The sequence below is a fragment of the Pseudomonas sp. NS1(2017) genome, assembly GCF_002269425.1.
GTDB classification, from domain to species: Bacteria; Pseudomonadota; Gammaproteobacteria; order Pseudomonadales; family Pseudomonadaceae; genus Aquipseudomonas; species Aquipseudomonas reactans.
Genome location: NZ_CP022960.1, coordinates 2,256,971 through 2,277,912, shown reverse-complemented (window position 1 = coordinate 2,277,912; position 20,942 = coordinate 2,256,971). Strand labels below are relative to the sequence as shown.

Genomic DNA, 20,942 nt, shown 5'->3' with positions numbered 1-20,942 from the left:
GAGCATGGGCCTGGCTGCGTGTGCGAGATTTGATCTGGATCAACGCGGCGAATCGTCATCCTTCCAGGGCGCCGAGAGGTAGCGCGTGCGGTTGAAGGTCTCCAGCCATTCCGGGCAAAACACCACCAGGGCGCTGATGACCATGCCGTTGATAAAAGCCTCGGGGAAGATGATCAGCCATAGGTAGCCGACGAAATCCTCCAGCCATTCCGGCATGGCGAAGCGGCCGTCGAACCACAGCAGTCCCAGCCCCAACAGCAGGCAGAGCAATGCCGATAATGCGGCGGCAAAGAACCCGGAACAGAAGATATACACAAAGGGATTACGCGGCTGTGCTCGCTCGACCAGCAGCGCGCAGGCTTCAGTGACCAGCACTGGCAGCACGATCAGCAACAGGCCATTGACGCCAAGGGCGGCGAGGTCTTGGCGCCCTAACATCATCAGGCCCAACTGGGCGGCAAAGCCACCGACAATTGCCAAAGGCCAATCCAGCAACAGGGTCACGGCGGTCATGCCGATGAAGTGGTACGACACGCCGGTATCAAAGTCCCGCCGTACCAGCCACAGCATGAACAACGCGAACACCGTGCCGAACAGCAAGTGCTGGCGGCGGCGGTCGGCAAACAACTCGACCCAGGGCGAGCGCAGGATCGCCCACAGCACCACCGGCACATAGAACAACCAGCCGAAACCAAGGGTTTGCGGCGCCAGCACGGCTGCGCTGATCACGGTTTCACCCGCGCCAGGGCCTGAAGCAGTTCAGCCGCCGAGCGGTACTTGTGCGCTGCAATCAACGTTCGCGCCGTAAAAAACCTCACAACACACTCCTCATGCTCGGCTGACGGTCGAGTAGGCAGTCTACACCGACCTTCAGCGAACATGAGCGGCCACGGCGGCGCCCTGAAAAGGGCCCAGCGCGTGGCGCTAGCGTTGTTCCGTCGCCTTGTCCGTTGGCTGTGCATACAGTTTTTTCAGCGCGTCGCTCATCGGCAACCCGAGGTTGATGTTTTTCGGAGGGATGGGTTGCAGGAACCACTTGTTGTAGATGTCATTGATCCGACCTGATGCGAAGGTCTGTATCAGGGCGTTGTCCACCACGGTTTTGAACGGCGTGTCGTTCTTGCGCAGCATGCAGCCGTAGATTTCGTAAGACTGAGGCGTACCGACGATGTGCCACTCTGCCGGCTCGCGCGCCTTGACCACTTCCCCGGCAAGCACGGCGTCGTCGATCATGAAGGCAACCGCCCTGCCGGACTCGAGCATCTGGAACGACTCGCCATGGTCCTTGGCCGAAATCACGTTCATCAGCATGCTGCGCTCGGCATTCATTTTCTTCAGCAAACGCTCCGACGTACTGCCGGCGGTGGTCACGACATTCTTTTCCCTGAGATCGTCAAAGTCCTTGATGCCGGACCGTGTGCGAGTGAGCAGGCGTGTGCCGACCTCAAAGATACCCACCGAGAAGTCCACTTGCTGCTGGCGCTCAACGTTATTGGTGGTCGACCCGCATTCCAGATCGGCGGTGCCGTTCTGGATCAGCGGGATACGGGTTTGCGAGGTCACCAGGTTGTAGCGCACCTTGAGGTCGGGCAACTGCAACTCGCGCTTGAGGGCGTCGACGATCTGCAATTGCAGGTCGTGTGAGTAACCCACCGGTACGCCACTGGCGTCGATGTAGTAGGAAAAGGGAATGGCCGCATCACGAATGGCTAAGGTGATGTAACCGTTGTCCTTGATCTTTTTCAAGGTTCCGGTCAGCGGCTCGGCAGAGGCCGGGGTGGAAAAAAGGCCGAGCGAAACCGTAGCCGCCGTCAGGCAGAGAAATGTGCGCACGATGAGATTCCTTGGTTTTATTGTTGTAAGGAGCGTGGGTGTTACGGGTGAATTTCGGCGAATGCCCTGACCGGAAACGCAGCGGCGTCACGGGCCTTCAGAGGAATGGAGAAGAATCGGCAGGCGTGGCCATGAAGACGGTCCAGCCCCTTGAGGTTTTCGACGATCAGGATGCCGTCCTTCAGAAACCAGGTGTGGGCGGGACGTTCCGGGTCTAGAGTGGAGTCAGCGTTCGAGCAGTCCACGCCAAACAGCGCGATACCGGCCTGACGCAAACCACTGAGCACTTCACGGGCCAGGAACGGATGCTGGCGGTACACCTCAGTGCCCCAGTGACGGTCCCAACCGAAGTTCACCAGCACAGCCTTGCCCTTGAGCTGAGGCGGAACGCTCAGGTCGGCCCACCCCAGCGCCTGTCCAGGGCTGGCATGGCGGGCATCAATCACCACGGCGTCGAGGATCATACGCTCCAGCGCCAGTGCAGCAATGTCTTCAGCCCCTTCAAAGCGGTGCCGCGGGGCGTCCATCTTGGTACCCACCGAGGTCTGGAACGCCACGTCGGTGATCTCGAACGACGCCTTGCCTTGGTAGTGGTGGGTGGAATCGTGGTGGGTCATGAACGGCTTGACGTGCGCCGTAAGCTCCACGGTTTCGCCCGCCTGGTTGCTGAAGCGCACACCGGGCATTCGATCGTGAAACTCGTGTGAAAGGTCGATGATCATTGGCGGGTTCCCAGGCGTTGAGGGTTCAGGGATGAACCGGCGTTGACTCAAGCATAGAACCGCTCACCCCCACCGACTAATGACAATTACCCAAGCCGCCATGCCGATTGGGTATACCCACACTCAGCCTTTTATTGCCTTGAAATGCGCCTGCAATCGCGCAGCAAAATCCACCGCCAGTTTGGACGGCGCGACATGAGGCGCGTACGCCATATGGGTCTGCACGACGATACTGGGATGAAAGGGCACCGCATGCACCAGGCCGGCAAAGATCGATGCGGCATAGGTACTCACCACCCCGATGCCGACACCATTGCCCGCGAGAGTGCAGATGGTCGCCGAGTAATTGGTTTCAAGGGTCGAGGGTGGCGTGACCCCGTGCCTGGCCATCACCTGCTGCAATAGCTGGTGCTGCGCATCGTCGCCATGGTGCACGAGCAAGGGATAGTGCTGCAGGTCATGGACATGCACGCTGGCCTTTTCAGCCAGGGGATGTTGCTTGTGCATCACGCACACCGACCAGCCCTGGTCGATGAGCACGGGCTCCAGGCCCGTGGTACGGATATCACTGGTGGACAGCGCCAGGTCATAGATGCCGCTGAGCAAACCGTCGCGCATGTGTTGGGTGCCAATGGTGTGCAAGGTCACGTGCACACCGGGATAGTCCTGCTTGAAACCCTGCATCACCGCAGGCACCACCGCCAGGCCCAGCACCGGCGTACAGGCAATGCGCAGCAGGCCGACGCCCGAATGCTTGAGCGAGGCAATGGTTTGCTCAACCTTGTCGAGCCCCAGGAAATGACGCTGCACCGAGTCGAACAGCTCGCGCGCCTCAGGAGTTGGCAACAGACGACCGCGCTGGGTCTCGAACAGCTTGAGGCCGCTGGCCGCCTGCATCTGCGCCAGGGTGCGGCTGACCGCCGGCTGAGTGGTGTGCAGGATCTCGGCGGCGGCTGTCGTGGTGCCGCTGAGCATCACGGCGCGAAAGGTTTCGATCTGTCGGGAATTGAGTGGGCGGCTCATGGCAAGTCCGGCAAAGGTCGGGAAGTGTGCACTCAACATATACCACAAGCACATAGACTGGTAGACATATGTCATTTGTGGGTATGAACGGGCCATTCCTAAACTTTGCCCATGAAAACCTTATCTCCCCCCCAAGCATTTCCCCCCAGCGTCCTTGAATGCGTGCGCGGTATCGAATCCGGCCGCTGGACGGCCGAACAGTTGGTGCGTGCCAGCCTCGAGCGCGCCTGCGCTCGCGAACATGAATTGCACGCCTGGGCCTATCTGGGCATAGATGAAGCCCTGGCCCAGGCTCGCCAACTCGATCGCGCGCCTTGCAAAGGCTTGCTGCACGGCATACCGATCGGCGTGAAAGACTTGTCCGATACGGCCACCCTGCCCACGTCCTATGGCTCGCCTGCTTATGCAGGACATCGCCCCGTGATGGACGCCGCCTGTGTGGCGCTGGCCCGGACGGCCGGCGCGGTGATCCTCGGCAAGACCGCCACTGTGGAATTCGGTGCAACCCGCCCCTGCGCCACCACCAACCCGCATAACCTTGAGCACACACCCGGCGGCTCATCGTCAGGTTCGGCGGCAGCCGTGGCCGATGGCCAGGTGCTGCTGGCGACGGGGACGCAGACGGGCGGGTCGATTATCCGCCCCGCCGCTTTTTGTGGCGTGGTCGGTTTCAAGCCCGGGCTTGGCGCCATCTCGCCCGCCGGCACCAAAGGCTACGCCTGGTCGCTGGACACGGTCGGCGCCCTGGCCACCTGTGTTGCCGATGTCGCCCTGTTTTTTGATGCCCTGCGCGGCGCACGTGCTTCCCAACCGCTGCCCGATCACGGCAATGCGCCACGTATCGGCGTGTTTCTCGGCCCCTTCGCCGGTCAGGCCTCACACGCCGCCATCCAGGCCATCGACCATGTAGCCGCCCGTTGCTGCAAGGCCGGCGCGTCGGTGCGCTGTGTGCCGCCGCAGCCAGGCTTTGAGCATTCGCTGGATTGGCATCGCTGCATCTCACGCTACGAGATGGGGCGTTCCCTGGTGCCGGAACAGCACAGTAGCAGCGCCGCTCAGTTGGGGTCGGTGCTGCATCAGGAAATCGAGCGCGGCCAACACGTCGACGAACAACACTACCAGCACGCCCAAGCCGGCCGCCTGGAGTTGTCCTCACGATTCGACACGTTGATGACGCGATTCGACGTCTTGCTGACCTTCGCCACACCGGGGGAAGCGCCCCGAGGTCTTGCGTCTACCGGTGATGCCACGTTCAACCTGAGCTGGTCACTGCTGGGCCTGCCGTGCCTGTCGCTGCCCGTTGCCTTCGGCCCTTCGGGGTTGCCCCTGGCGGTCCAACTGATCGGCCCACGCCTGGGTGACCGCCGCTTGCTGGAGGCCGCGCACTGGATTGAAAACACCGTGAAACCGTTCAAACCCACCCCCCTGACACCCTAGGAGCTTCAATAATGAGCCTTCCACGCAAGTCCTCACTCGTGCACACCCGCAGCGCACAGAACCCGGCGCCGATCTGGCAAAGCGAGGCCGTACGCGCCGGCGCGTTTATCTTCACCTCGGCCAAACTGGCAACGGACTGGGTCAGCGCGATCGCCCCCGAAGCCCAGGCCGACCAACAGTTTCCGCATTTCGGCTGCCCGTCCGAGCGCCAGACCGAATACATTTTGCGTTCCCTGGCGCAAACCCTGGAACAAGCCGGCAGCACACTGGACCGCGTCATCAAGGCCCACGTATTCCTGCTGGACAGCGCACAGTTCCCAGGCTTTGACCGGGTCTGGAAACGCTACTTCCCCAACCCGCCGACCCGCACCACCGTGGGTGCCGATGGCCTGCTGATCCCTGGTGCCTTGCTGGAAATCTCGCTGATTGCCGTTGCCAGCGACAGTGGAATCACGCCGCAGCCGGCCAAGTCCGACGCGCCGCGCCCCTTGACGAAAAAAGTCGAGGCCATTCGTGCCGGCGACTTTGTCTTCACCTCCGGCCAACTCGCTCACGACGCGGTCGCCGGCGTGCCGGCAGAAGCAGCCGGCGCGGGGCACCAGGTGGACCTGGCCAAACAGACCACCTACACCCTGAACAACATGGTGCGCTCACTGGCCGCCGCCGGCGCCGAACCTACCGATGTGGTCAAGGCCCAGTCGTTGCTGCTCAATACCCGCGAGCAAGAGCAGTTTCTTCCCGCCTGGCGCGATGCCGCGCTGGGTACGCCGTCGCTGGCGGTGACCGGAATCGGCTCATTGCTGGTGACCGGCACCATCATCGAGATCGACCTCACGGCCTACACCGGCACCGACCTTCGCTTGCCGGTGCACCGCGGCCCCCATGGCCCCGAAGCCGTAGGCTGTGGCGAACTGGTGTTTTCCGCCGGGATCTATCCAGGCTTCGATACCGGCGAGTTGCCGGCCGAATGCGTAGTGCACGAGGCTTATCCGTATTACTCATCGGCCATCAGCCTGCAAACCGAATGGGTACTGCAACGTCTTGATGCCGCCCTGCGCGAAGTGGGCAGCGACTTGGCACACATCGCCAAGGCACAGGTGTTTCTCACCGACCTCAGCGACTTCGCCCTGTTTGACGCCGTGTGGCGCAAGCATTTCCAGACGCCGCCTGCCCGATCAGTGGTCAAGGCGTCGCCGCTGCCGGTAGAAGGCGCACGGATTGCGATTGAGGTCATCGCCCTGACGGCATGATGCACCGGATGAACCTGCAACCCCTTCTGCGCCGGCACGCAGGAGGGGTTTTTCGTTCTGCAGGGCTGCTTATGGCAGCGGCGTATCGATGATGTAAATGCGACGTTCGCCCAGGTGGATCGAATCGATACACACCTGTTGCCCGTCGTGCCGCCAGCGCGGGTGCAGGTCGCAACGATTCTCTTTGCTCAGGTCGGGGCTGGTGTAGAACTGCCCAAGGTTGCGGCGCTGCCCAGTGTGCATGTCATAGATGAACAGGTAGCGCTCATGGGTTACGGCATCCGGGTAGGTGTCGCTCAACAACCAGCGCGGGTTGACCGGCGAAAAGCTCATATGGCCGTTTTCCGTCAGCACGCCCTCACCGATCACCCTCACCTCACCCCCGGGCTCGTCGGTGTAAAGGTGGTAGTGAATCTGCCCCGCATGCGGGCCCCAGACAATGATGTGACGGTCGTCCTGCCACAGCGGATGGGAAATCTGGTATTCGGATTTTTCATAGTCAAAAGTGCCCACCGCCGTGGGGTCGAAATCCTCCGCCAACTGCGGCAACGGGTGGTCCGAGCACTCCAGCAAGCGCAGATCGGAGCCGTCCGGATTCATCGTGATCAACCGATGTAAAAAGCACGTCTCGTCTGCCACGCGCTCGGTCCAGCGGTGCAGGAACAGGACCCGGCTGGACGCCGGGTTGACCTCGATATGGCTGACCCAGTGCAACGCATTGGCCATCGACTCGCGTGGGTGAAACTCACGCAAGTCCCGGTAGCTGACCACCAATTCGGCATCCCCATTAGCCAGGTTCATACGGTAAATGCCGTCGTTGGCCGGGAACTTTTCCAGCGCCTCGACCGGCGAGTAGTCGGCATACCCGATGGTCTGGTGCGTCACCCACAGCCGCCGATAATTGACGCACAGCGCCCACTCGCTGTTGGGGGCTACCACGTACACCGGTAGCGGCAAGACACGGCTGGCGCCGGTGACGATATCGCGGACCTCGCTGGCGAACCCCGGGTAGCGCAGGCCTGGCAACTCGCTGCGCACGTTGTAGATCACGGTTTTGCCGGGCGCGTTGTTGAGCCATTGCAGTTGCGCGCCCATCTGCCAGTTCCAGGCGGTGGTGTGGGCCAGACGCACAAAACGGTCACCTTCCTGCGTGTCGAAATACCCAACACCTGCGACCAGTTCAGGACTGATCGGTTGGTCGGCCCAAGGCACCTGCAAGGCGAGCACGTAGCGGTTGGTGATGTCCCAGTTGGACTTGTTGTAATAGCCAAAGAAGTAATGCTGGTTGTCGTTACCCACGCGAAGGCAGGGATAGGGATTGTGAGTGTCGGTCATGGCAGCTATTCATCGGTAGTTGATCGGGCGGGGGTTACCCCAAGCCAGTCTAGAATCGCCCACCAATACCAATCCAATGGAAACCTGCTACGCACCTATGTGAAACGGGTATGCCTTGAGCCCATACCAGAACGGCATGCCCGTATGCCAACAACTGATTGGAGGCCCACCCGGCGCGCTTCTAGACTGTTCATAACGGCGGCCGTGATCCGTCGTCCCGTTGACCGGCCTGGAGCAAGCGCGTGACCTTATTGTCCATCGTGGTATTTGACGACTTCTCGGACATCGACCTTGTCCTGCCGTGGGACATTCTCAGCCGCGTAAAACGTCATGACTGGAAAGTCCAGGTGGTGGGCATGGGTTCAACCCATCGCTCGACCCTGGGCATGCTGGTCAAGACTGACGAGCGCCTGACCAGCGTGGCCCACTCCGATGTCGTGATCATCCTGGGAGGTGAAGGCTCTCGCGTGCGCCTCAACGACCCCGAGTTCCTCGACGACTTGAAGCTGGACCCACAGCGCCAGCTGATCGGCGCGCAATGCTCCGGCGCGCTGATCCTGGAGAGACTCGGTCTACTGCAGGGCCGGACCGCGACCACGACCCCGTTCGCAGTGCGGGAGATGCAGGCAGCGGGCGTGGTGTTGCAACAACGGCCATTGGTGGTCCACGGCAATGTCGCCACGGCGGGCGGTTGCCTGGCCTCGCTGTACATGACGGCCTGGATTCTGTTCCGCTGCATCGGCGTGGCGGATGCCAAGCAGATTTTTGCTGAAGTGGCGCCCGTGGGTGACGACGCGTTCTGGGCGGTGATTGAGCGCGCCGTCACCGCACAAATACGAGCGACGAACGTGCCCAACCCCTGAACAAGGCCCGTTTTTATTCAATGAAAAAAGCGGGTGCACGCCAGGGTCTATTTATAAAGATCACATTTGGGCGCTAAGCTGCTGGGTATGGATGACTCAGACTACCTGCGCCTACTCACCGTCGCGGCCGAACAAGCCAACGCGTTCCTGTCCAATGCCCGCAAATGGGAGCGTGAGCGTTGGGTCTGCCAGCGCCTGCTGCAAGGCCTGAACGTGCCCTACCGAGCCGAAGAGTTTCATGCCGCCGGGCAAGAACCGCCGGACGTACTGTTTCGCGATGCCAGCTTCGAGGTGTTTTTCGTACTGGATGAGGGCCGCCGCCTGAACGACGAATGGCGCGACGAGTTGCTGCGTCGGCGCAGCGCCTTCTCCCTGAGCCAATTGGTGCGGCGCGAAGCCAAGCCGCGGCGCATTCCGGCCCACGAGTTTTTATTGCGCCTGGCACCTACACTGCGCAAGAAGGCGCATAACTATAAAGAACGCGGGATGGACCTGGGGGAGTTGGATATCGTCGCCTTCACCAGCCTCAAGCGCGAAGTACTCGACCTCAACAGTCATTTTCCGCCGCCAACCGAATACCTGCGCCAGGGCTGGCGCTCGTTGTCGCTGGTGGGTCCGACGTTTGCGCGGGTGCTGTTCGCGCACCCGGACGCACCGGATTTCTTGCGCAACAACCTGGGCCGCAGCATAGTATTCGATGTGGGCATCAGCCTCTGATCCCCCGGACTGTAACGTGGCGCCCTTTTGCAACGTCTACCTGACGAGGCCTTTATGACCAGCCGCCTGAACCCCGATGACCAACAGCATGTCGAAGAGTACCTGCAACTCTCCCAAAACCGAGTCGAGCGCAAGCCTTTCCGGCCATGGCTGCTCCTGGGTGTGGTGCTTGTTGTGGTGATCGGCCTGGGCTTGCTGAGCCGACTTTTGAGTTACCTGACGCTATGAGCTGCCTGGCGCTCGCGGGGGTAACTGCTCCGATTTCTTTTAGCCTTGCGAGATATCCCCATGACCCATCGTATTATTATCGTCGGCGGCGGCGCCGGCGGCCTGGAGTTGGCTACCCGCCTGGGTAAGACTCTGGGCAAGCGCGGCACCGCCAGCATCACGCTGGTAGACGCCAACCTGACCCACATCTGGAAACCCTTGCTGCACGAAGTGGCGGCCGGTTCGCTGAATTCCTCGGAAGACGAACTCAACTATGTCGCCCAGGCCAAATGGAACCACTTCGAGTTCCAGTTGGGGCGCATGAGCGGGTTGGATCGTGAACAGAAGAAAATCCAGCTGGCCGCCACCCTCGACGAAGAAGGTCGTGAGCTGGTGCCCGCGCGCGTGCTGGGCTATGACAGCCTGGTGATTGCCGTTGGCAGCACCACCAATGACTTCGGTACCGAAGGCGCGGCGCAACACTGCCTGTTCCTCGACACCCGCAAGCAGGCCGAGCGCTTCCACCAGCAACTGCTCAACCACTACCTGCGCGCCCATGCCGGGCAGACGGATGTGGTGGAAAAGATCAGCGTTGCCATCGTCGGCGCGGGGGCCACCGGGGTCGAGCTAGCCGCCGAACTGCACAACGCCGCGCATGAGCTGGCCGCCTACGGCCTGGACCGTATCAAGCCGGAAAACATGCACATCACCCTGATCGAAGCCGGCCCACGGGTGCTGCCTGCCCTGCCGGAGCGTATCGGCGGGCCTGTGCATAAAACCCTGGAGAAGCTTGGGGTGACCGTGCTGACCAACTCGGCGGTCAGCGAAGTGACGGCCGACGCGTTGATCACCAGCAGTGGCCAGGTGATCCCCGCCAGCCTCAAGGTATGGGCCGCCGGCATTCGCGCGCCAGGTTTCCTCAAGGACATCGATGGCCTGGAAACCAACCGCATCAACCAACTGCAAGTGTTGCCGACGCTGCAAACCACCCGCGACGAAAACATCTTTGCCTTTGGCGACTGCGCCGCCTGCCCGCAACCGGGCACCGATCGCAATGTACCGCCACGGGCCCAGGCCGCTCACCAGCAAGCATCGCTGCTGGCCAAGTCGCTGAAGCTGCGTATCGAAGGCAAGGACCTGCCAAGCTACAAGTACACCGACTACGGCTCACTGATCTCGCTGTCGCGCTTCTCGGCGGTGGGTAACTTGATGGGCAACCTCACCGGCAGTGTGATGCTCGAAGGCTGGTTGGCGCGGATGTTCTACGTGTCGCTGTACCGCATGCACCAGATGGCGCTGTATGGGTTCTTCCGTACAGCGATGCTGATGCTGGGGAGCAAGATTGGGCGTGGCACCGAGCCACGGCTCAAACTTCACTGACAACGCCCCCTCTGTAGGAGCCCGGCTTGCCGGCGATGGAGGCCTTGAGATCACCAATATCTCACTGACGCTATCGCCGGCAAGCCGGCTCCTACAGGGTTTGTAGTGCGCCTTTGAATTTCGGGCAAAAAAAATCCCCGTATCTTTCGATACGAGGATTTTTAATATGGTCGGGGTAAGGGGATTCGAACTCCTGACATCCTGCTCCCAAAGCAGGCGCGCTACCGGACTGCGCTATACCCCGGTAAAAAAAAGGCGACCTTTCAGTCGCCTTCTTCGATCAGCGCTTTTGGCCTCTGATCTTAAGATTCGATTCCAGCATTAGCTGGTCTCAAAAATGGTGGGTCGTGTGGGATTCGAACCTACGACCAATTGGTTAAAAGCCAACTGCTCTACCAACTGAGCTAACGACCCAAATATGGTCGGGGTAGGGGGATTCGAACTCCCGACATCCTGCTCCCAAAGCAGGCGCGCTACCGGACTGCGCTATACCCCGATATTGAAATTGGCTCCGTGACCAGGACTCGAACCTGGGACCCAATGATTAACAGTCATTTGCTCTACCGACTGAGCTATCACGGAACTACATATTTCAAAGTACTACGTTGTTGCTTACTACCTTCTCTTCGACTTGTCCGTATCGCTACGTTCATGTCTCTGAGGCGCGCTATTCTACAATCTTAAAAACCCCTGTCAACCCTTTAAATTGCTTTTAAGACAATGATTTGCGCTTGTTTCTGATTTCTTCTTGGGGAGAAGAAACCCGTGGGCTGACGTTGCTGCGGGGCGCACTTTACAAGCCTTTGCCTTACAGTTCAACGCCCTATCGAAAAAAAAAGGCCCCGCAATGCGGGGCCTTCTCTTATTACCCAACAGACGGGGATCAGTGGAAGACAATTTCGTCGTTTTCCACCGTTGCCTCGACGCTGGTGCCCGGCATGAAGCTGCCGGACAGGATCAGCTGGGCCAGCGGGTTCTCGATCCAGCGCTGGATCGCACGTTTCAGAGGCCGTGCGCCATACACCGGGTCGTAACCGACTGCGATCAGCTTGTCCAACGCCTCGCTGCTCAACACCAGGTCCAGCTCGCGCTCTGCCAGGCGGCCACGCAGGCGACTCAACTGGATCTCAGTGATGCCCGCGATCTGATCCCGTGCCAGAGGCTCGAAGATCACCACTTCGTCGACCCGGTTGATGAACTCCGGACGGAAGTGGCTGGTCAACGCATCCATCACGGCCGCGCGCTGGCCTTCACGATCACCCACCAACTCCTGGATCTGTGCCGAGCCCAGGTTGGAGGTCATCACGATCACCGTGTTGCGGAAGTCCACGGTACGCCCGTGGCTGTCCGTCAGGCGGCCATCTTCCAGCACTTGCAACAGGATGTTGAACACGTCCGGATGCGCCTTCTCGACCTCATCCAGCAGGATCACCGAGTAAGGCTTGCGCCGCACGGCTTCGGTCAGGTAACCGCCCTCTTCGTAGCCCACATAGCCTGGTGGTGCACCGATCAAGCGAGCCACCGAGTGTTTCTCCATGAATTCGGACATATCGATCCGCACCATGGCCTCTTCAGTATCAAAGAGGAACTCGGCCAAGGCCTTGCACAGTTCGGTCTTACCCACACCGGTCGGGCCGAGGAACATGAACGAGCCGCTCGGACGGTTCGGGTCGGACAACCCGGCCCGCGAACGCCGTACCGCGTTGGACACCGCGACCACGGCCTCTTCCTGGCCAATCACACGTTGGTGCAACAGGCTTTCCATCTTCAGCAGCTTGTCGCGCTCGCCTTCGAGCATTTTCGAAACCGGAATGCCGGTCCACTTCGAGACGACTTCGGCGATTTCTTCCTCGGTCACCTTGCTGCGCAGCAACTGGTTCTCAGGCTTGCCGTGCTGGTCGACCATCTGCAGGCTGCGCTCCAGGTCCGGGATCACCCCGTATTGCAACTCGGCCATGCGGTTCAGGTCGCCTTTACGGCGCGCGGCTTCCAGCTCCTGGCGGGACTGCTCGATCTTTTGCTGGATCTGCGCAGAACCTTGCACTTCGGCTTTTTCCGAGGTCCAGATTTCTTCCAGGTCCGAATACTCGCGTTCCAGACGGACGATTTCTTCCTGAAGTTTTTCCAGGCGTTTCTTCGCCGCGTCGTCTTCTTCTTTCTTCAGGGCCTGGGACTCAACTTTCAGTTGAATCAGGCGCCGATCCAGACGGTCGAGCACTTCCGGCTTGGAGTCGATCTCCATGCGGATGCGGCTGGCCGCTTCGTCGATCAAGTCGATGGCCTTGTCAGGCAACTGACGATCAGTGATATAGCGATGGCTCAATTTCGCCGCCGCAATGATCGCACCGTCAGTGATCGCCACCTTATGGTGGACCTCATAACGCTCTTTCAGGCCACGCAGGATCGCGATGGTGTCTTCTTCGCTCGGTTCTTCCACCAGCACTTTCTGGAAGCGGCGCTCAAGGGCCGCGTCCTTTTCAATGTACTGGCGATATTCGTTGAGCGTCGTGGCACCGACACAATGCAACTCGCCCCGCGCCAACGCTGGCTTGAGCATGTTGCCCGCATCCATGGAACCTTCGCCTTTACCGGCGCCGACCATGGTGTGCAGTTCGTCGATAAACAGAATGATCTGACCTTCCTGCTTCGACAGTTCATTAAGCAGGGATTTCAGGCGCTCTTCGAACTCGCCACGAAACTTGGCACCGGCAATCAGCGACCCCATGTCCAGGGACAGCAGGCGCTTGCCTTTGAGGCCGTCCGGCACTTCACCATTGATGATGCGCTGTGCCAGGCCCTCGGCAATCGCGGTTTTACCCACGCCAGGCTCGCCGATCAGCACCGGGTTGTTCTTGGTGCGACGTTGCAGGACCTGGATGGTGCGACGGATTTCATCGTCACGGCCGATCACCGGGTCAAGCTTGCCTTCTTCGGCGCGCTTGGTCAGGTCGACGGTGTATTTATCCAGGGCCTGGCGCGACTCCTCATGGTTGGGGTCGTTCACCGCGTCGCCGCCGCGCAGGTTGTTGATGGCGTTTTCCAGGGCTTTCTTGCTCACGCCCTGGCCCAGCAACAACTTGCCGAGCTTGCTGTTCTCGTCCATGGCGGCGAGCAGCACCAGTTCGCTGGAGATGAACTGGTCACCCTTCTGCTGGGCCAGACGGTCTGCCTGGTTCAGCAGGCGCGCCAAGTCCTGGGACATGTTCACGTCGCCAGTCGGGTTTTGGATTTTCGGCAGTTGGTCGAGCTCTTTGCTCAACTCCTTGCGCAGGCTGTTGACGTCGAAGCCCACCTGCATCAGCAAGGGCTTGATAGAACCACCTTGCTGTTCCAGGAGCGCCTGCATCAAGTGTGCAGGCTCGATGGCTGGGTGGTCGAGGCCCACCGCCAGGGATTGAGAGTCAGATAACGCCAACTGCAATTTGCTGGTTAAACGATCTATACGCATTAGTCACCTTCCTTTTGAGCAGGCCGGAGCTATAAAACATTCCTGAATGAAGAAACCTGCCAGATACCCTTATAGATGGGGTGGATTCTGTAAGTTTCAAGCGACAGGCAGTTGACGCAGATCAGAGGAGTCTAGCGTTCCAGCCAGATAAGGGAGGCAAACCGACCGGTGCGTGGGCTACGGCGGTAAGAAAAGAAGCGCGGGTTGGTCACGGTGCAGAACCCGCCACCATAAACAGCAGTGACGCCACGTGCGGCCAGGCGCAAACGGGCCAGCTTATAGATGTCGGCCATGAACTTGCCGGGATTACGGCTGGACACGAAGGCTTCAGCGGTGATCGGCGATTGCTGCATGAAGGCTTCACGCACTTCCGGGCCGACTTCAAAGGCTTGCGGGCCAATCGCAGGGCCAAGCCAGACCAGCACTTCACCCGGATCGGTATCCAGGCTTTCAAAGGCCGATTCCAGCACGCCCGCCGCCAGGCCACGCCAACCGGCATGGGCCGCCGCCACACGGGTGCCGGCGCGGTTGCAGAACAACGCAGGCAGGCAATCGGCGGTCATGGCGGTGCAGGCAATGCCAGGGGTACTGGTCCAACTGCCATCCGCTTCGGCGGTGCGATTTGGGTCGGCTTCGACCACAGTCACACCATGAACCTGACGCAGCCAAGCCGGCTGAATAGTGAAGGCATCACTAAGACGACGGCGATTCTCAAGGACGGCCTCCAGGCTGTCCTCGACGTGATCGCCCAGGTTGAGGCTGTCGAACGGCGTCAGACTGACGCCGCCCGCACGGGTGGTGACGCAGGCTTTCACCTGAGCCGGCGCAGGCCAGTCAGGAATCAGCCAGTCACTCATCCGATAAACGCCTCGCGATCCTGCTTGAGCAGCGACAGCAGCCAGACCAGATCGTCCGGCAGCGGCGACTCCCAGCTCATCCGCTTACCGCTCGTCGGATGGTCCAGTTCCAGAAAGCGCGCATGCAGTGCCTGGCGCGGGAAGGTTTTCAACGATTCAACCATGGTCTGGCTGGCCGCAGGCGGAATACGGAAGCGACCACCGTAGGCCGGATCGCCGACCAACGGGAAGTTGATGTGCGCCATGTGTACGCGAATCTGGTGGGTACGGCCGGTTTCCAGCTTGACCCGCACGTGGGTGTGGGAACGGAAACGCTCCAGCACACGGTAGTGGCTGACGGCCTGCTTGCCGCCTTCCATCACCGCCATACGCTGGCGCTGCTGGCCGTGGCGACCGATGGGAGCGTTGATCTTGCCACCTGCCACCACCACGCCGATCACGATGCATTCGTAGATCCGGCTGACGCTGCGGCTTTGCAATTGTGTGACCAACTGCGTCTGCGCCTGAATGGTCTTGGCCACCACCATCAAGCCGGTGGTGTCCTTGTCCAGACGGTGCACGATGCCGCAGCGCGGGACATTGATGATGTCCGGCACGTGGTGCAACAAGGCATTGAGCAAGGTGCCATCAGCGTGCCCGGCCGCCGGGTGAACCACCAGGCCTGCGGGTTTGTTGATGACCAGGATGTCGTCGTCTTCATAGACGATATCCAGCTCGATGTCCTGGGCGACCCATTCTCCCTGGGCTTCCTGCTCGGCAGTCAGCTCAAGAATCGCACCGCCATGGACTATGTCTCGCGGGCGGATAACCGCTCCATCCACAGTCAGGCGGCCGTCTTTGATCCAGGCGGAAAGGCGCGAGCGCGAGTGCTCAGCGAATAATTGTGCGGCGACTTGATCGAGGCGTTGGCCGCCCAATTCGGACGGCACCTCTGCGCGAAGTTCAATTTTATCGGACATGCTCAGACTAGGCGTGGCACAGCCTTTGGTTTCGGCTGCGCGCTTGTGGTTAAATACGGCGTCTTTTGCCCCGAGGCTTTCAACGGGGCGCTCATCATAACAGGACGGCCCCGCCCAAGACAGCGGCCGTCATAGGGACGCAAGCCGCCATGCAAGTGAAACACCTGCTGCTGATCGCCATCCTCGCCATGACTGCTGCTTGCTCGTCAACAAAGGAAGTCGTCGACGAAAACCTGAGCGAAGTCGAGTTGTACCAACTGGCTCAGAAAGACTTGGACAATAATAGCTTCACCAGCGCCACAGCGAAGCTGAAGGCACTGGAGTCGCGCTATCCGTTCGGGCGCTACGCCGACCAGGCCCAGCTCGAGCTGATCTACGCCAACTACAAGAACGCCGAGCCGGAAGCTGCCAAGTCCGCCGCCGAGCGTTTCATCCGCCTGCATCCGCAGCACCCGAACGTCGACTACGCCTACTACATGAAGGGCCTGACCTCGTTCGACCAGGACGTCGGCCTGCTGGCGCGCTTCCTGCCGCTGGACATGACCAAGCGTGACCCGGGCGCTGCCCGCGACTCCTACAACGAGTTCGCCCAGCTGACCAGCCGCTACCCCAACAGCCGCTACGCGCCGGACGCCAAGCAGCGCATGATCTACCTGCGCAACCTGCTGGCCTCCTACGAGATCCACGTGGCGCACTACTACCTGACCCGTCAGGCCTACGTAGCCGCCGCCAACCGTGGTCGTTATGTGGTAGAAAACTTCCAGGAAACCCCTTCCGTGGGTGACGGCCTGGCCGTGATGACCGAGGCTTACCAGCGTCTACACCTGGACGAACTGGCCAGCACCAGCCTGGAAACCCTGAAGCTCAACTACCCGGATCACCCAAGCCTGAAAGACGGCCAGTTCGTGCCTCAGGTTGCCGAAGCCGACAACCGTTCGTGGCTGAGCAAGTACACCCTGGGCCTGATCGAGTCCCGTCCACCGCTGCCGCCGGGCGAAACCCGCGCCAACCAGGACGTGATCAAGCAGTACCAGGACGCCAAGGATGCCATTCCTTCGGAGCTCAAGCCGCATGACGAGAACGGCGACGTGATCAAAGAAGAAGAGCCTGAGGCCCTGGGCAACAACCAGGATCGTTCGTGGTTCAGCTACATGACCTTCGGTGTGTTCGACTGATTGCATCCGGCGTCATCAAGAAGGAGCCTTTCGAGGCTCCTTTTTTGTGGGTGATATTTATTGCGCTGTGCGCCTGGCACGTCCTTGGCTAAACTGGCGCATTCCTTGTCGAGAAACTGCCCATCATGCTTCGTCTATTGTTCTGGATTGCCGTCATTGCCGCCGCAGTATGGTTCTGGCGCAAGTTCAAAAGCCCGGCCGCCAAGCAGCATCGCGCAAGCGAACCTGACGCCGCCCTGATGGTGCGCTGCGCCCACTGCGGCGTGCACCTGCCACAGGATCGCGCCTTGAGCTCACGCCAGGAATGGTATTGCACCCAAGCGCATCTGGAACAAGGACCGAAGTCTATCCAGCGTTGATCCGACCTTCGGGCGCATAAGGCGCGGGGTCGATTATCGGCGTACGCGCCAGCAGCAGGTCGGTAAATAACTGGCAAGATGCCGGCGCAAGCACCAGGCCATTGCGGTAATGGCCGCAGTTGAGCCACAAGCCTTTGAGGCCCGGCACTTGGCCAATATAGGGGATGCCTTCCGGTGAACCAGGGCGCAATCCGGCCCAGTGCCCAACCACCTCGGCGTCCGCCAAGGCGGGAATCAACTCTACTGCTGATGCCTTGAGGCTTTGCAGCGCCGTCTCGGTAGGGGTCTTGTCGAAGCCTTCATGCTCCAGGGTACTGCCAATCAAGATGTGCCCGTCACGCCGGGGGATCGCATAACGCCCCCTGGCCAGGACCATGCTCGACAGGAAGTCCGAGGCGCATTTGTACAGGATCATCTGGCCTTTGACCGGCTCGACCGGCAGCGACAGGCCCAAAGTACCCAGCAGTTCACCGCTCCACGCACCGGCCGCCAGCACGACGTGATCGCCAAAGATCGGCCCATCAGCTGTATTCACACCCACGACATTGCCCGCATCCAGAACAAATCCGGTCACTTCGCACTGCTCATGAAGGGTCACGCCGGGCAACGCCAGCAGTGCCGACTTGAGGGATTTGACCAGGCGCGGGTTGCGCACATTGGCGACGTCAGCCATGTAGACCGCGCTGGAGTACCCGCCGCCCAGCACCGGAACGGCATCATGGGCAGCCGAGACATCCACTTTGCTCAAGGGGCGACCTTCTCGCGCAGCCCAGGCCAGGGCTTCGGCTTCGTCGCCCAGGTCCAGCCAGTACAGGCCGGTGGTATGCACCTCCGGATCAACCCCCGTCTGGGCGAACAGGCGCTGCGCCAGCTGTGGATAAAAGTCCTGGGACCAATGCGCGAGTGCAGTGACAGCCGGGCTGTAGCGCCACGGATACAGCGGCGAGACAATGCCACCACCCGCCCAGGAGGACTCCTGTCCCAACCCCGCGCGCTCCAGCAGCACCACGGCTTGCCCTTGGGTCGCCAGGTTGAACGCCGTCAACAAGCCGATGACCCCGCCACCGACAATCACTACCTGCTGTTGCTCTGCCATCATTTGATCCAGCCGATAAATAGGAACACGCGCACTTGGCGCCCAGTCATCCAGCACTCTCATCATTGCCCCCAGCACAGCTTGCGCGACATTTCAGGTGCCGCACCCGGATTGGTCCGCGCACCGGTGCTGGCCAGGGTGAAGTCGCCGCAAAGGTCGCCAGTCATCACCGAGCCGACGCGAGGCGTAGCCACCAGCTGGAAATCCTGAGAGTTCAATGCTGCGGTGATTCTATAGCGATCATTGCCCTCGCTGACGCCGCTTGCATCAATAAAAGTGCCGCTCCTCGTATAAAACCGCTCCAGATGCTGAGCCTGGTCAGTCAATAACACGGCGATTTCAGCGCGATAGACCTTTTTCATATGGCCGGTGTAGCCGGGATAAGCAATCCCGGCCAGCACCGCAATGATCACCACGGCGATCAGTAACTCGATCAGGGTAAAGCCCTGGCTGTCCATGCCCATTTCAACGCTCCTTATTGAAGTTGCCGCCAAGCCACCCGCCGAAAACGCGAGCCACCCTCCTCTTCTACATGCGCATAGACGCTCTCCAACACCGTGCGCAATTGGCCGCTTAACCCGACAGCCGTCACTCGATACGCGTCGGCCACGGCTTGTGGTGGTACATGCGCCAGCCCCACCGCAGGTCCGAGGGATTGAATGCCGTATAGACTTCCGCTCAGTGCAACCCAAGTGACACCCGAAACAGGGTCCACCCCAGCCCCAACCACCGAATAGGCGGCAGCCGGCGGCGCACAGGTGACAATCGACCGGCACGGCGGCAGCATCGCAAATGCCCGCTGCACGACCGATTCCCCACGTCGCAAGCCACTTTCCGCAGTTTGTAGCGACTGATTGCGGTGCCAAAGACTACCGCTGACTTTTTGCTGGCTGACCGCACCTTGCATCGACGACAGACCGATCAGCGACAACAGCAGCAACAACACCAGGCTGACCAGCAGCACCATGCCAGCCTGCCGCAGACGAATAGGTTCTGTAGACGTCATGGCTGCCCTACCCCAGACGGTTTCGCAGCGCCGCCACGACGCTGTAGGTTTGATCCTTCACGCGTCCGGCGGGGTCTTGCAGCGTCATCAGGATGCGCACACTGCGTATCAAGGCAAGGTCCGCCGGGCTCGCCTCGTAACGCGCCACCTCCGTCGACGAAGGTTTGGCAGCCACGCCAAAGCTGATATCGAAAGCCTGCACGTTATCCACCAGCACTGCCTTGGCCGGGGCCGCAGGCGTGCTGACTTTCAATTGGCCGGCTTCGAAGGTGTAGGTGATCTGGCGCAGCGCAAAGCGGATTTGTCCGGGGACAGGCGCGGGAGAACTACCTGCGTATGCCTGGGCGGTGCCCGTGCAATCGGACAATACGGTCCAGTCAGGCTTGCCACTCTCGTTACCGACATCTGCGGTGACTAGCGTCAGCGACTTTGCACCCGCCCCAGCGCTCCAACTGACAGGCTGATCAAAGAACGGCGGCGCATTGTCGATAAATGCCGTGGACAGGCAGCCAAACATGCCCGCCTGGCGAATATCCTGGATCAGCTTGCCCAGCACGAACCGTGCGTCATCCTGCAGAAACATGGCGGCCTGCTGGCTGGCGTGGGTCACTTTGGAACTGATCAGCACCTGGGTGGCCCCAACCATCAATACCAAGCCCGCGGCCAACGCCAGCAGCAATTCCACCAGGCTGAATCCCCGAACAAGACGCCTCATTGCGCGCCCCTCGATTCATCGCTGATGCGGCTGGTCAGGGTAAATGTTTCCCGGGCACCCGGTTTGTTTGTGCCCCGGCTGTCGTCCCAACTGATGCTGACCGTCACCTCACCCGCACTGACCGACACCGAGCCTTTGGCACTCGCCCCGGCGAAGCCGAGGATATTGGCCTCGAAGTCATGCAGGTCCAGATCGCGCACGCTGGCAGACGCGCCGCTGACCGGGGCACGCTCGGCCCGCCCCCAGGAGTAGTCGACAGCGGAATTGGCGCGGATTCGGTCAAGCATGTCGTAGGCAATGAAACTCGCCTGGCTGGTCATCCTGGAACTGTCTGTGTACTTGAGCGCATTGAGCTGGATCACAGCCGCGCCCAGCAGGCCAATGGCGAGGATCAGCACCGCAACCAGCACCTCGATCAGCGTCATGCCAATTTGGTGCCTAGAAAAATCCCGGGGGAAACCGCTGTTGGGGCAAGCAAGCATTACCGTCGTCATCCGTGTCGAGGTCCGAAAAAAGCAGGAAAAACCTGCTGTGCGGCCCAAGACTAGCGTCGGTTTTTC

General features: G+C 60.6%; 21 protein-coding genes and 4 tRNA genes. 8 read left to right on the top strand and 17 right to left on the bottom strand.

Translation table 11 applies throughout. The annotated features are described in order from the left end of the window. Positions 1-39: 39 nt before the first annotated feature. From CI807_RS10805 to CI807_RS10790, 4 genes are all read right to left on the bottom strand, one after another. Positions 40-729 carry an energy-coupling factor ABC transporter permease gene (locus CI807_RS10805; protein ID WP_016976286.1) on the bottom strand — a complete coding sequence of 230 codons (690 nt, stop codon included), beginning with the start codon at positions 727-729 and terminating at the stop codon, positions 40-42. 195 nt (positions 730-924) lie between these two features. Continuing rightward, on the bottom strand, positions 925-1,833 hold the full coding sequence (locus tag CI807_RS10800) for a glutamate/aspartate ABC transporter substrate-binding protein (RefSeq protein ID WP_095014663.1): 909 nt from the start codon (positions 1,831-1,833) through the stop codon (positions 925-927). A gap of 41 nt (positions 1,834-1,874) precedes the next feature. After that, positions 1,875-2,555, bottom strand: a complete 681-nt coding sequence (locus CI807_RS10795) for a cyclase family protein (RefSeq protein WP_095014662.1) — start codon at positions 2,553-2,555, stop codon at positions 1,875-1,877. A gap of 123 nt (positions 2,556-2,678) precedes the next feature. Next, positions 2,679-3,578, bottom strand: coding sequence for a LysR substrate-binding domain-containing protein (locus CI807_RS10790; protein ID WP_016976289.1), 900 nt, complete (start codon positions 3,576-3,578; stop codon positions 2,679-2,681). A 111-nt stretch (positions 3,579-3,689) separates the two neighbouring features. Between CI807_RS10790 and CI807_RS10785 the strand changes: the two genes are divergently transcribed. Both CI807_RS10785 and CI807_RS10780 read left to right on the top strand, forming a co-directional pair. Next, complete coding sequence (locus tag CI807_RS10785) at positions 3,690-5,015, top strand: amidase (RefSeq protein WP_095014661.1); 1,326 nt, start codon at positions 3,690-3,692, stop codon at positions 5,013-5,015. A gap of 11 nt (positions 5,016-5,026) precedes the next feature. Continuing rightward, a complete protein-coding gene (locus tag CI807_RS10780) occupies positions 5,027-6,265 on the top strand; it encodes a RidA family protein (RefSeq protein ID WP_095014660.1) in 1,239 nt (412 codons plus the stop codon). Positions 6,266-6,334: 69 nt separating this feature from the next. Here the strand turns inward: CI807_RS10780 and CI807_RS10775 are convergent, their stop codons facing one another. Beyond that, the gene (locus tag CI807_RS10775; protein WP_095014659.1) at positions 6,335-7,600 is read right to left on the bottom strand and encodes a hypothetical protein; all 1,266 of its coding nucleotides are present in this window, start codon (positions 7,598-7,600) and stop codon (positions 6,335-6,337) included. A gap of 242 nt (positions 7,601-7,842) precedes the next feature. Here CI807_RS10775 and CI807_RS10770 point away from each other — a divergent pair, with 242 nt between their 5' ends. The 4 genes from CI807_RS10770 to CI807_RS10755 all read left to right on the top strand — a co-directional run bounded on the left by CI807_RS10770 (position 7,843) and on the right by CI807_RS10755 (position 10,767). After that, the gene (locus CI807_RS10770) at positions 7,843-8,463 is read left to right on the top strand and encodes a DJ-1/PfpI family protein (RefSeq protein WP_095014658.1); all 621 of its coding nucleotides are present in this window, start codon (positions 7,843-7,845) and stop codon (positions 8,461-8,463) included. Positions 8,464-8,550: 87 nt separating this feature from the next. Continuing rightward, the gene (locus tag CI807_RS10765) at positions 8,551-9,180 is read left to right on the top strand and encodes a DUF1780 domain-containing protein (protein ID WP_010213242.1); all 630 of its coding nucleotides are present in this window, start codon (positions 8,551-8,553) and stop codon (positions 9,178-9,180) included. 54 nt (positions 9,181-9,234) lie between these two features. Next, positions 9,235-9,408, top strand: coding sequence for a DUF3094 family protein (locus tag CI807_RS10760; RefSeq protein ID WP_016976295.1), 174 nt, complete (start codon positions 9,235-9,237; stop codon positions 9,406-9,408). Between the two features lie 60 nt (positions 9,409-9,468). Continuing rightward, positions 9,469-10,767 (top strand): NAD(P)/FAD-dependent oxidoreductase, encoded by a 1,299-nt coding sequence (locus CI807_RS10755; RefSeq protein ID WP_016976296.1) that lies wholly within the window; start codon positions 9,469-9,471, stop codon positions 10,765-10,767. 167 nt (positions 10,768-10,934) lie between these two features. On the opposite strand, the gene CI807_RS10750 is transcribed toward CI807_RS10755, so the two are convergent. The 7 genes from CI807_RS10750 to rluD form a co-directional block, all read right to left on the bottom strand. Continuing rightward, positions 10,935-11,011: transfer RNA gene (locus tag CI807_RS10750), tRNA-Pro, on the bottom strand. A 94-nt stretch (positions 11,012-11,105) separates the two neighbouring features. Continuing rightward, positions 11,106-11,181 (bottom strand) — tRNA-Lys (locus CI807_RS10745). A gap of 5 nt (positions 11,182-11,186) precedes the next feature. Next, positions 11,187-11,263, bottom strand: a tRNA-Pro gene (locus CI807_RS10740). Positions 11,264-11,273: 10 nt separating this feature from the next. Next, positions 11,274-11,349: transfer RNA gene (locus CI807_RS10735), tRNA-Asn, on the bottom strand. Positions 11,350-11,650: 301 nt separating this feature from the next. Then, positions 11,651-14,215, bottom strand: coding sequence for an ATP-dependent chaperone ClpB (gene clpB / locus CI807_RS10730; RefSeq protein ID WP_016976297.1), 2,565 nt, complete (start codon positions 14,213-14,215; stop codon positions 11,651-11,653). A gap of 131 nt (positions 14,216-14,346) precedes the next feature. After that, positions 14,347-15,072 (bottom strand): peptidoglycan editing factor PgeF, encoded by a 726-nt coding sequence (gene pgeF, locus CI807_RS10725; RefSeq protein ID WP_095014657.1) that lies wholly within the window; start codon positions 15,070-15,072, stop codon positions 14,347-14,349. Next, a complete protein-coding gene (gene rluD, locus CI807_RS10720) occupies positions 15,069-16,031 on the bottom strand; it encodes a 23S rRNA pseudouridine(1911/1915/1917) synthase RluD (RefSeq protein WP_016976299.1) in 963 nt (320 codons plus the stop codon). Before rluD ends, pgeF begins: the two co-directional genes overlap by 4 nt. A 149-nt stretch (positions 16,032-16,180) precedes the next feature. On the opposite strand from rluD, the gene CI807_RS10715 reads away from it, so the two are divergent. Then, positions 16,181-17,206, top strand: coding sequence for an outer membrane protein assembly factor BamD (locus tag CI807_RS10715; protein ID WP_061435280.1), 1,026 nt, complete (start codon positions 16,181-16,183; stop codon positions 17,204-17,206). Between the two features lie 125 nt (positions 17,207-17,331). After that, positions 17,332-17,565, top strand: a complete 234-nt coding sequence (locus CI807_RS10710; protein WP_033896999.1) for a PP0621 family protein — start codon at positions 17,332-17,334, stop codon at positions 17,563-17,565. On the opposite strand, the gene thiO is transcribed toward CI807_RS10710, so the two are convergent. The 5 genes from thiO to pilV all read right to left on the bottom strand — a co-directional run bounded on the left by thiO (position 17,552) and on the right by pilV (position 20,864). Next, a complete protein-coding gene (gene thiO, locus CI807_RS10705; protein ID WP_095014656.1) occupies positions 17,552-18,661 on the bottom strand; it encodes a glycine oxidase ThiO in 1,110 nt (369 codons plus the stop codon). The two genes, CI807_RS10710 and thiO, sit on opposite strands and share 14 nt — an antisense overlap. Positions 18,662-18,723: 62 nt before the next feature. Continuing rightward, positions 18,724-19,125, bottom strand: a complete 402-nt coding sequence (locus CI807_RS10700; RefSeq protein ID WP_095014655.1) for a type IV pilin protein — start codon at positions 19,123-19,125, stop codon at positions 18,724-18,726. Between the two features lie 11 nt (positions 19,126-19,136). After that, positions 19,137-19,667, bottom strand: a complete 531-nt coding sequence (locus CI807_RS10695; RefSeq protein WP_095014654.1) for a PilX N-terminal domain-containing pilus assembly protein — start codon at positions 19,665-19,667, stop codon at positions 19,137-19,139. 7 nt (positions 19,668-19,674) lie between these two features. Beyond that, positions 19,675-20,382 (bottom strand): PilW family protein, encoded by a 708-nt coding sequence (locus CI807_RS10690; protein WP_095014653.1) that lies wholly within the window; start codon positions 20,380-20,382, stop codon positions 19,675-19,677. Beyond that, positions 20,379-20,864 (bottom strand): type IV pilus modification protein PilV, encoded by a 486-nt coding sequence (gene pilV / locus CI807_RS10685; RefSeq protein WP_095014652.1) that lies wholly within the window; start codon positions 20,862-20,864, stop codon positions 20,379-20,381. Before pilV ends, CI807_RS10690 begins: the two co-directional genes overlap by 4 nt. Between the last annotated feature and the right edge of the window lie 78 nt (positions 20,865-20,942).

Excerpts from the sequence above, each read along its gene's own strand:
- CI807_RS10795 (WP_095014662.1), bottom strand. The coding sequence starts at position 2,555 with ATGATCATCGACCTTTCACACGAGTTTCACGATCGAATGCCCGGTGTG.
- CI807_RS10790 (WP_016976289.1), bottom strand. The coding sequence starts at position 3,578 with ATGAGCCGCCCACTCAATTCCCGACAGATCGAAACCTTTCGCGCCGTG.
- CI807_RS10785 (WP_095014661.1), top strand. The coding sequence starts at position 3,690 with ATGAAAACCTTATCTCCCCCCCAAGCATTTCCCCCCAGCGTCCTTGAA.
- CI807_RS10780 (WP_095014660.1), top strand. The coding sequence starts at position 5,027 with ATGAGCCTTCCACGCAAGTCCTCACTCGTGCACACCCGCAGCGCACAG.
- CI807_RS10775 (WP_095014659.1), bottom strand. The coding sequence starts at position 7,600 with ATGACCGACACTCACAATCCCTATCCCTGCCTTCGCGTGGGTAACGAC.
- CI807_RS10765 (WP_010213242.1), top strand. The coding sequence starts at position 8,551 with ATGGATGACTCAGACTACCTGCGCCTACTCACCGTCGCGGCCGAACAA.
- CI807_RS10760 (WP_016976295.1), top strand. The coding sequence starts at position 9,235 with ATGACCAGCCGCCTGAACCCCGATGACCAACAGCATGTCGAAGAGTAC.
- CI807_RS10755 (WP_016976296.1), top strand. The coding sequence starts at position 9,469 with ATGACCCATCGTATTATTATCGTCGGCGGCGGCGCCGGCGGCCTGGAG.
- clpB (WP_016976297.1), bottom strand. The coding sequence starts at position 14,215 with ATGCGTATAGATCGTTTAACCAGCAAATTGCAGTTGGCGTTATCTGAC.
- pgeF (WP_095014657.1), bottom strand. The coding sequence starts at position 15,072 with ATGAGTGACTGGCTGATTCCTGACTGGCCTGCGCCGGCTCAGGTGAAA.
- rluD (WP_016976299.1), bottom strand. The coding sequence starts at position 16,031 with ATGTCCGATAAAATTGAACTTCGCGCAGAGGTGCCGTCCGAATTGGGC.
- CI807_RS10715 (WP_061435280.1), top strand. The coding sequence starts at position 16,181 with ATGCAAGTGAAACACCTGCTGCTGATCGCCATCCTCGCCATGACTGCT.
- CI807_RS10710 (WP_033896999.1), top strand. The coding sequence starts at position 17,332 with ATGCTTCGTCTATTGTTCTGGATTGCCGTCATTGCCGCCGCAGTATGG.
- thiO (WP_095014656.1), bottom strand. The coding sequence starts at position 18,661 with ATGGCAGAGCAACAGCAGGTAGTGATTGTCGGTGGCGGGGTCATCGGC.
- CI807_RS10700 (WP_095014655.1), bottom strand. The coding sequence starts at position 19,125 with ATGGGCATGGACAGCCAGGGCTTTACCCTGATCGAGTTACTGATCGCC.
- CI807_RS10695 (WP_095014654.1), bottom strand. The coding sequence starts at position 19,667 with ATGACGTCTACAGAACCTATTCGTCTGCGGCAGGCTGGCATGGTGCTG.
- CI807_RS10690 (WP_095014653.1), bottom strand. The coding sequence starts at position 20,382 with ATGAGGCGTCTTGTTCGGGGATTCAGCCTGGTGGAATTGCTGCTGGCG.
- pilV (WP_095014652.1), bottom strand. The coding sequence starts at position 20,864 with ATGCTTGCTTGCCCCAACAGCGGTTTCCCCCGGGATTTTTCTAGGCAC.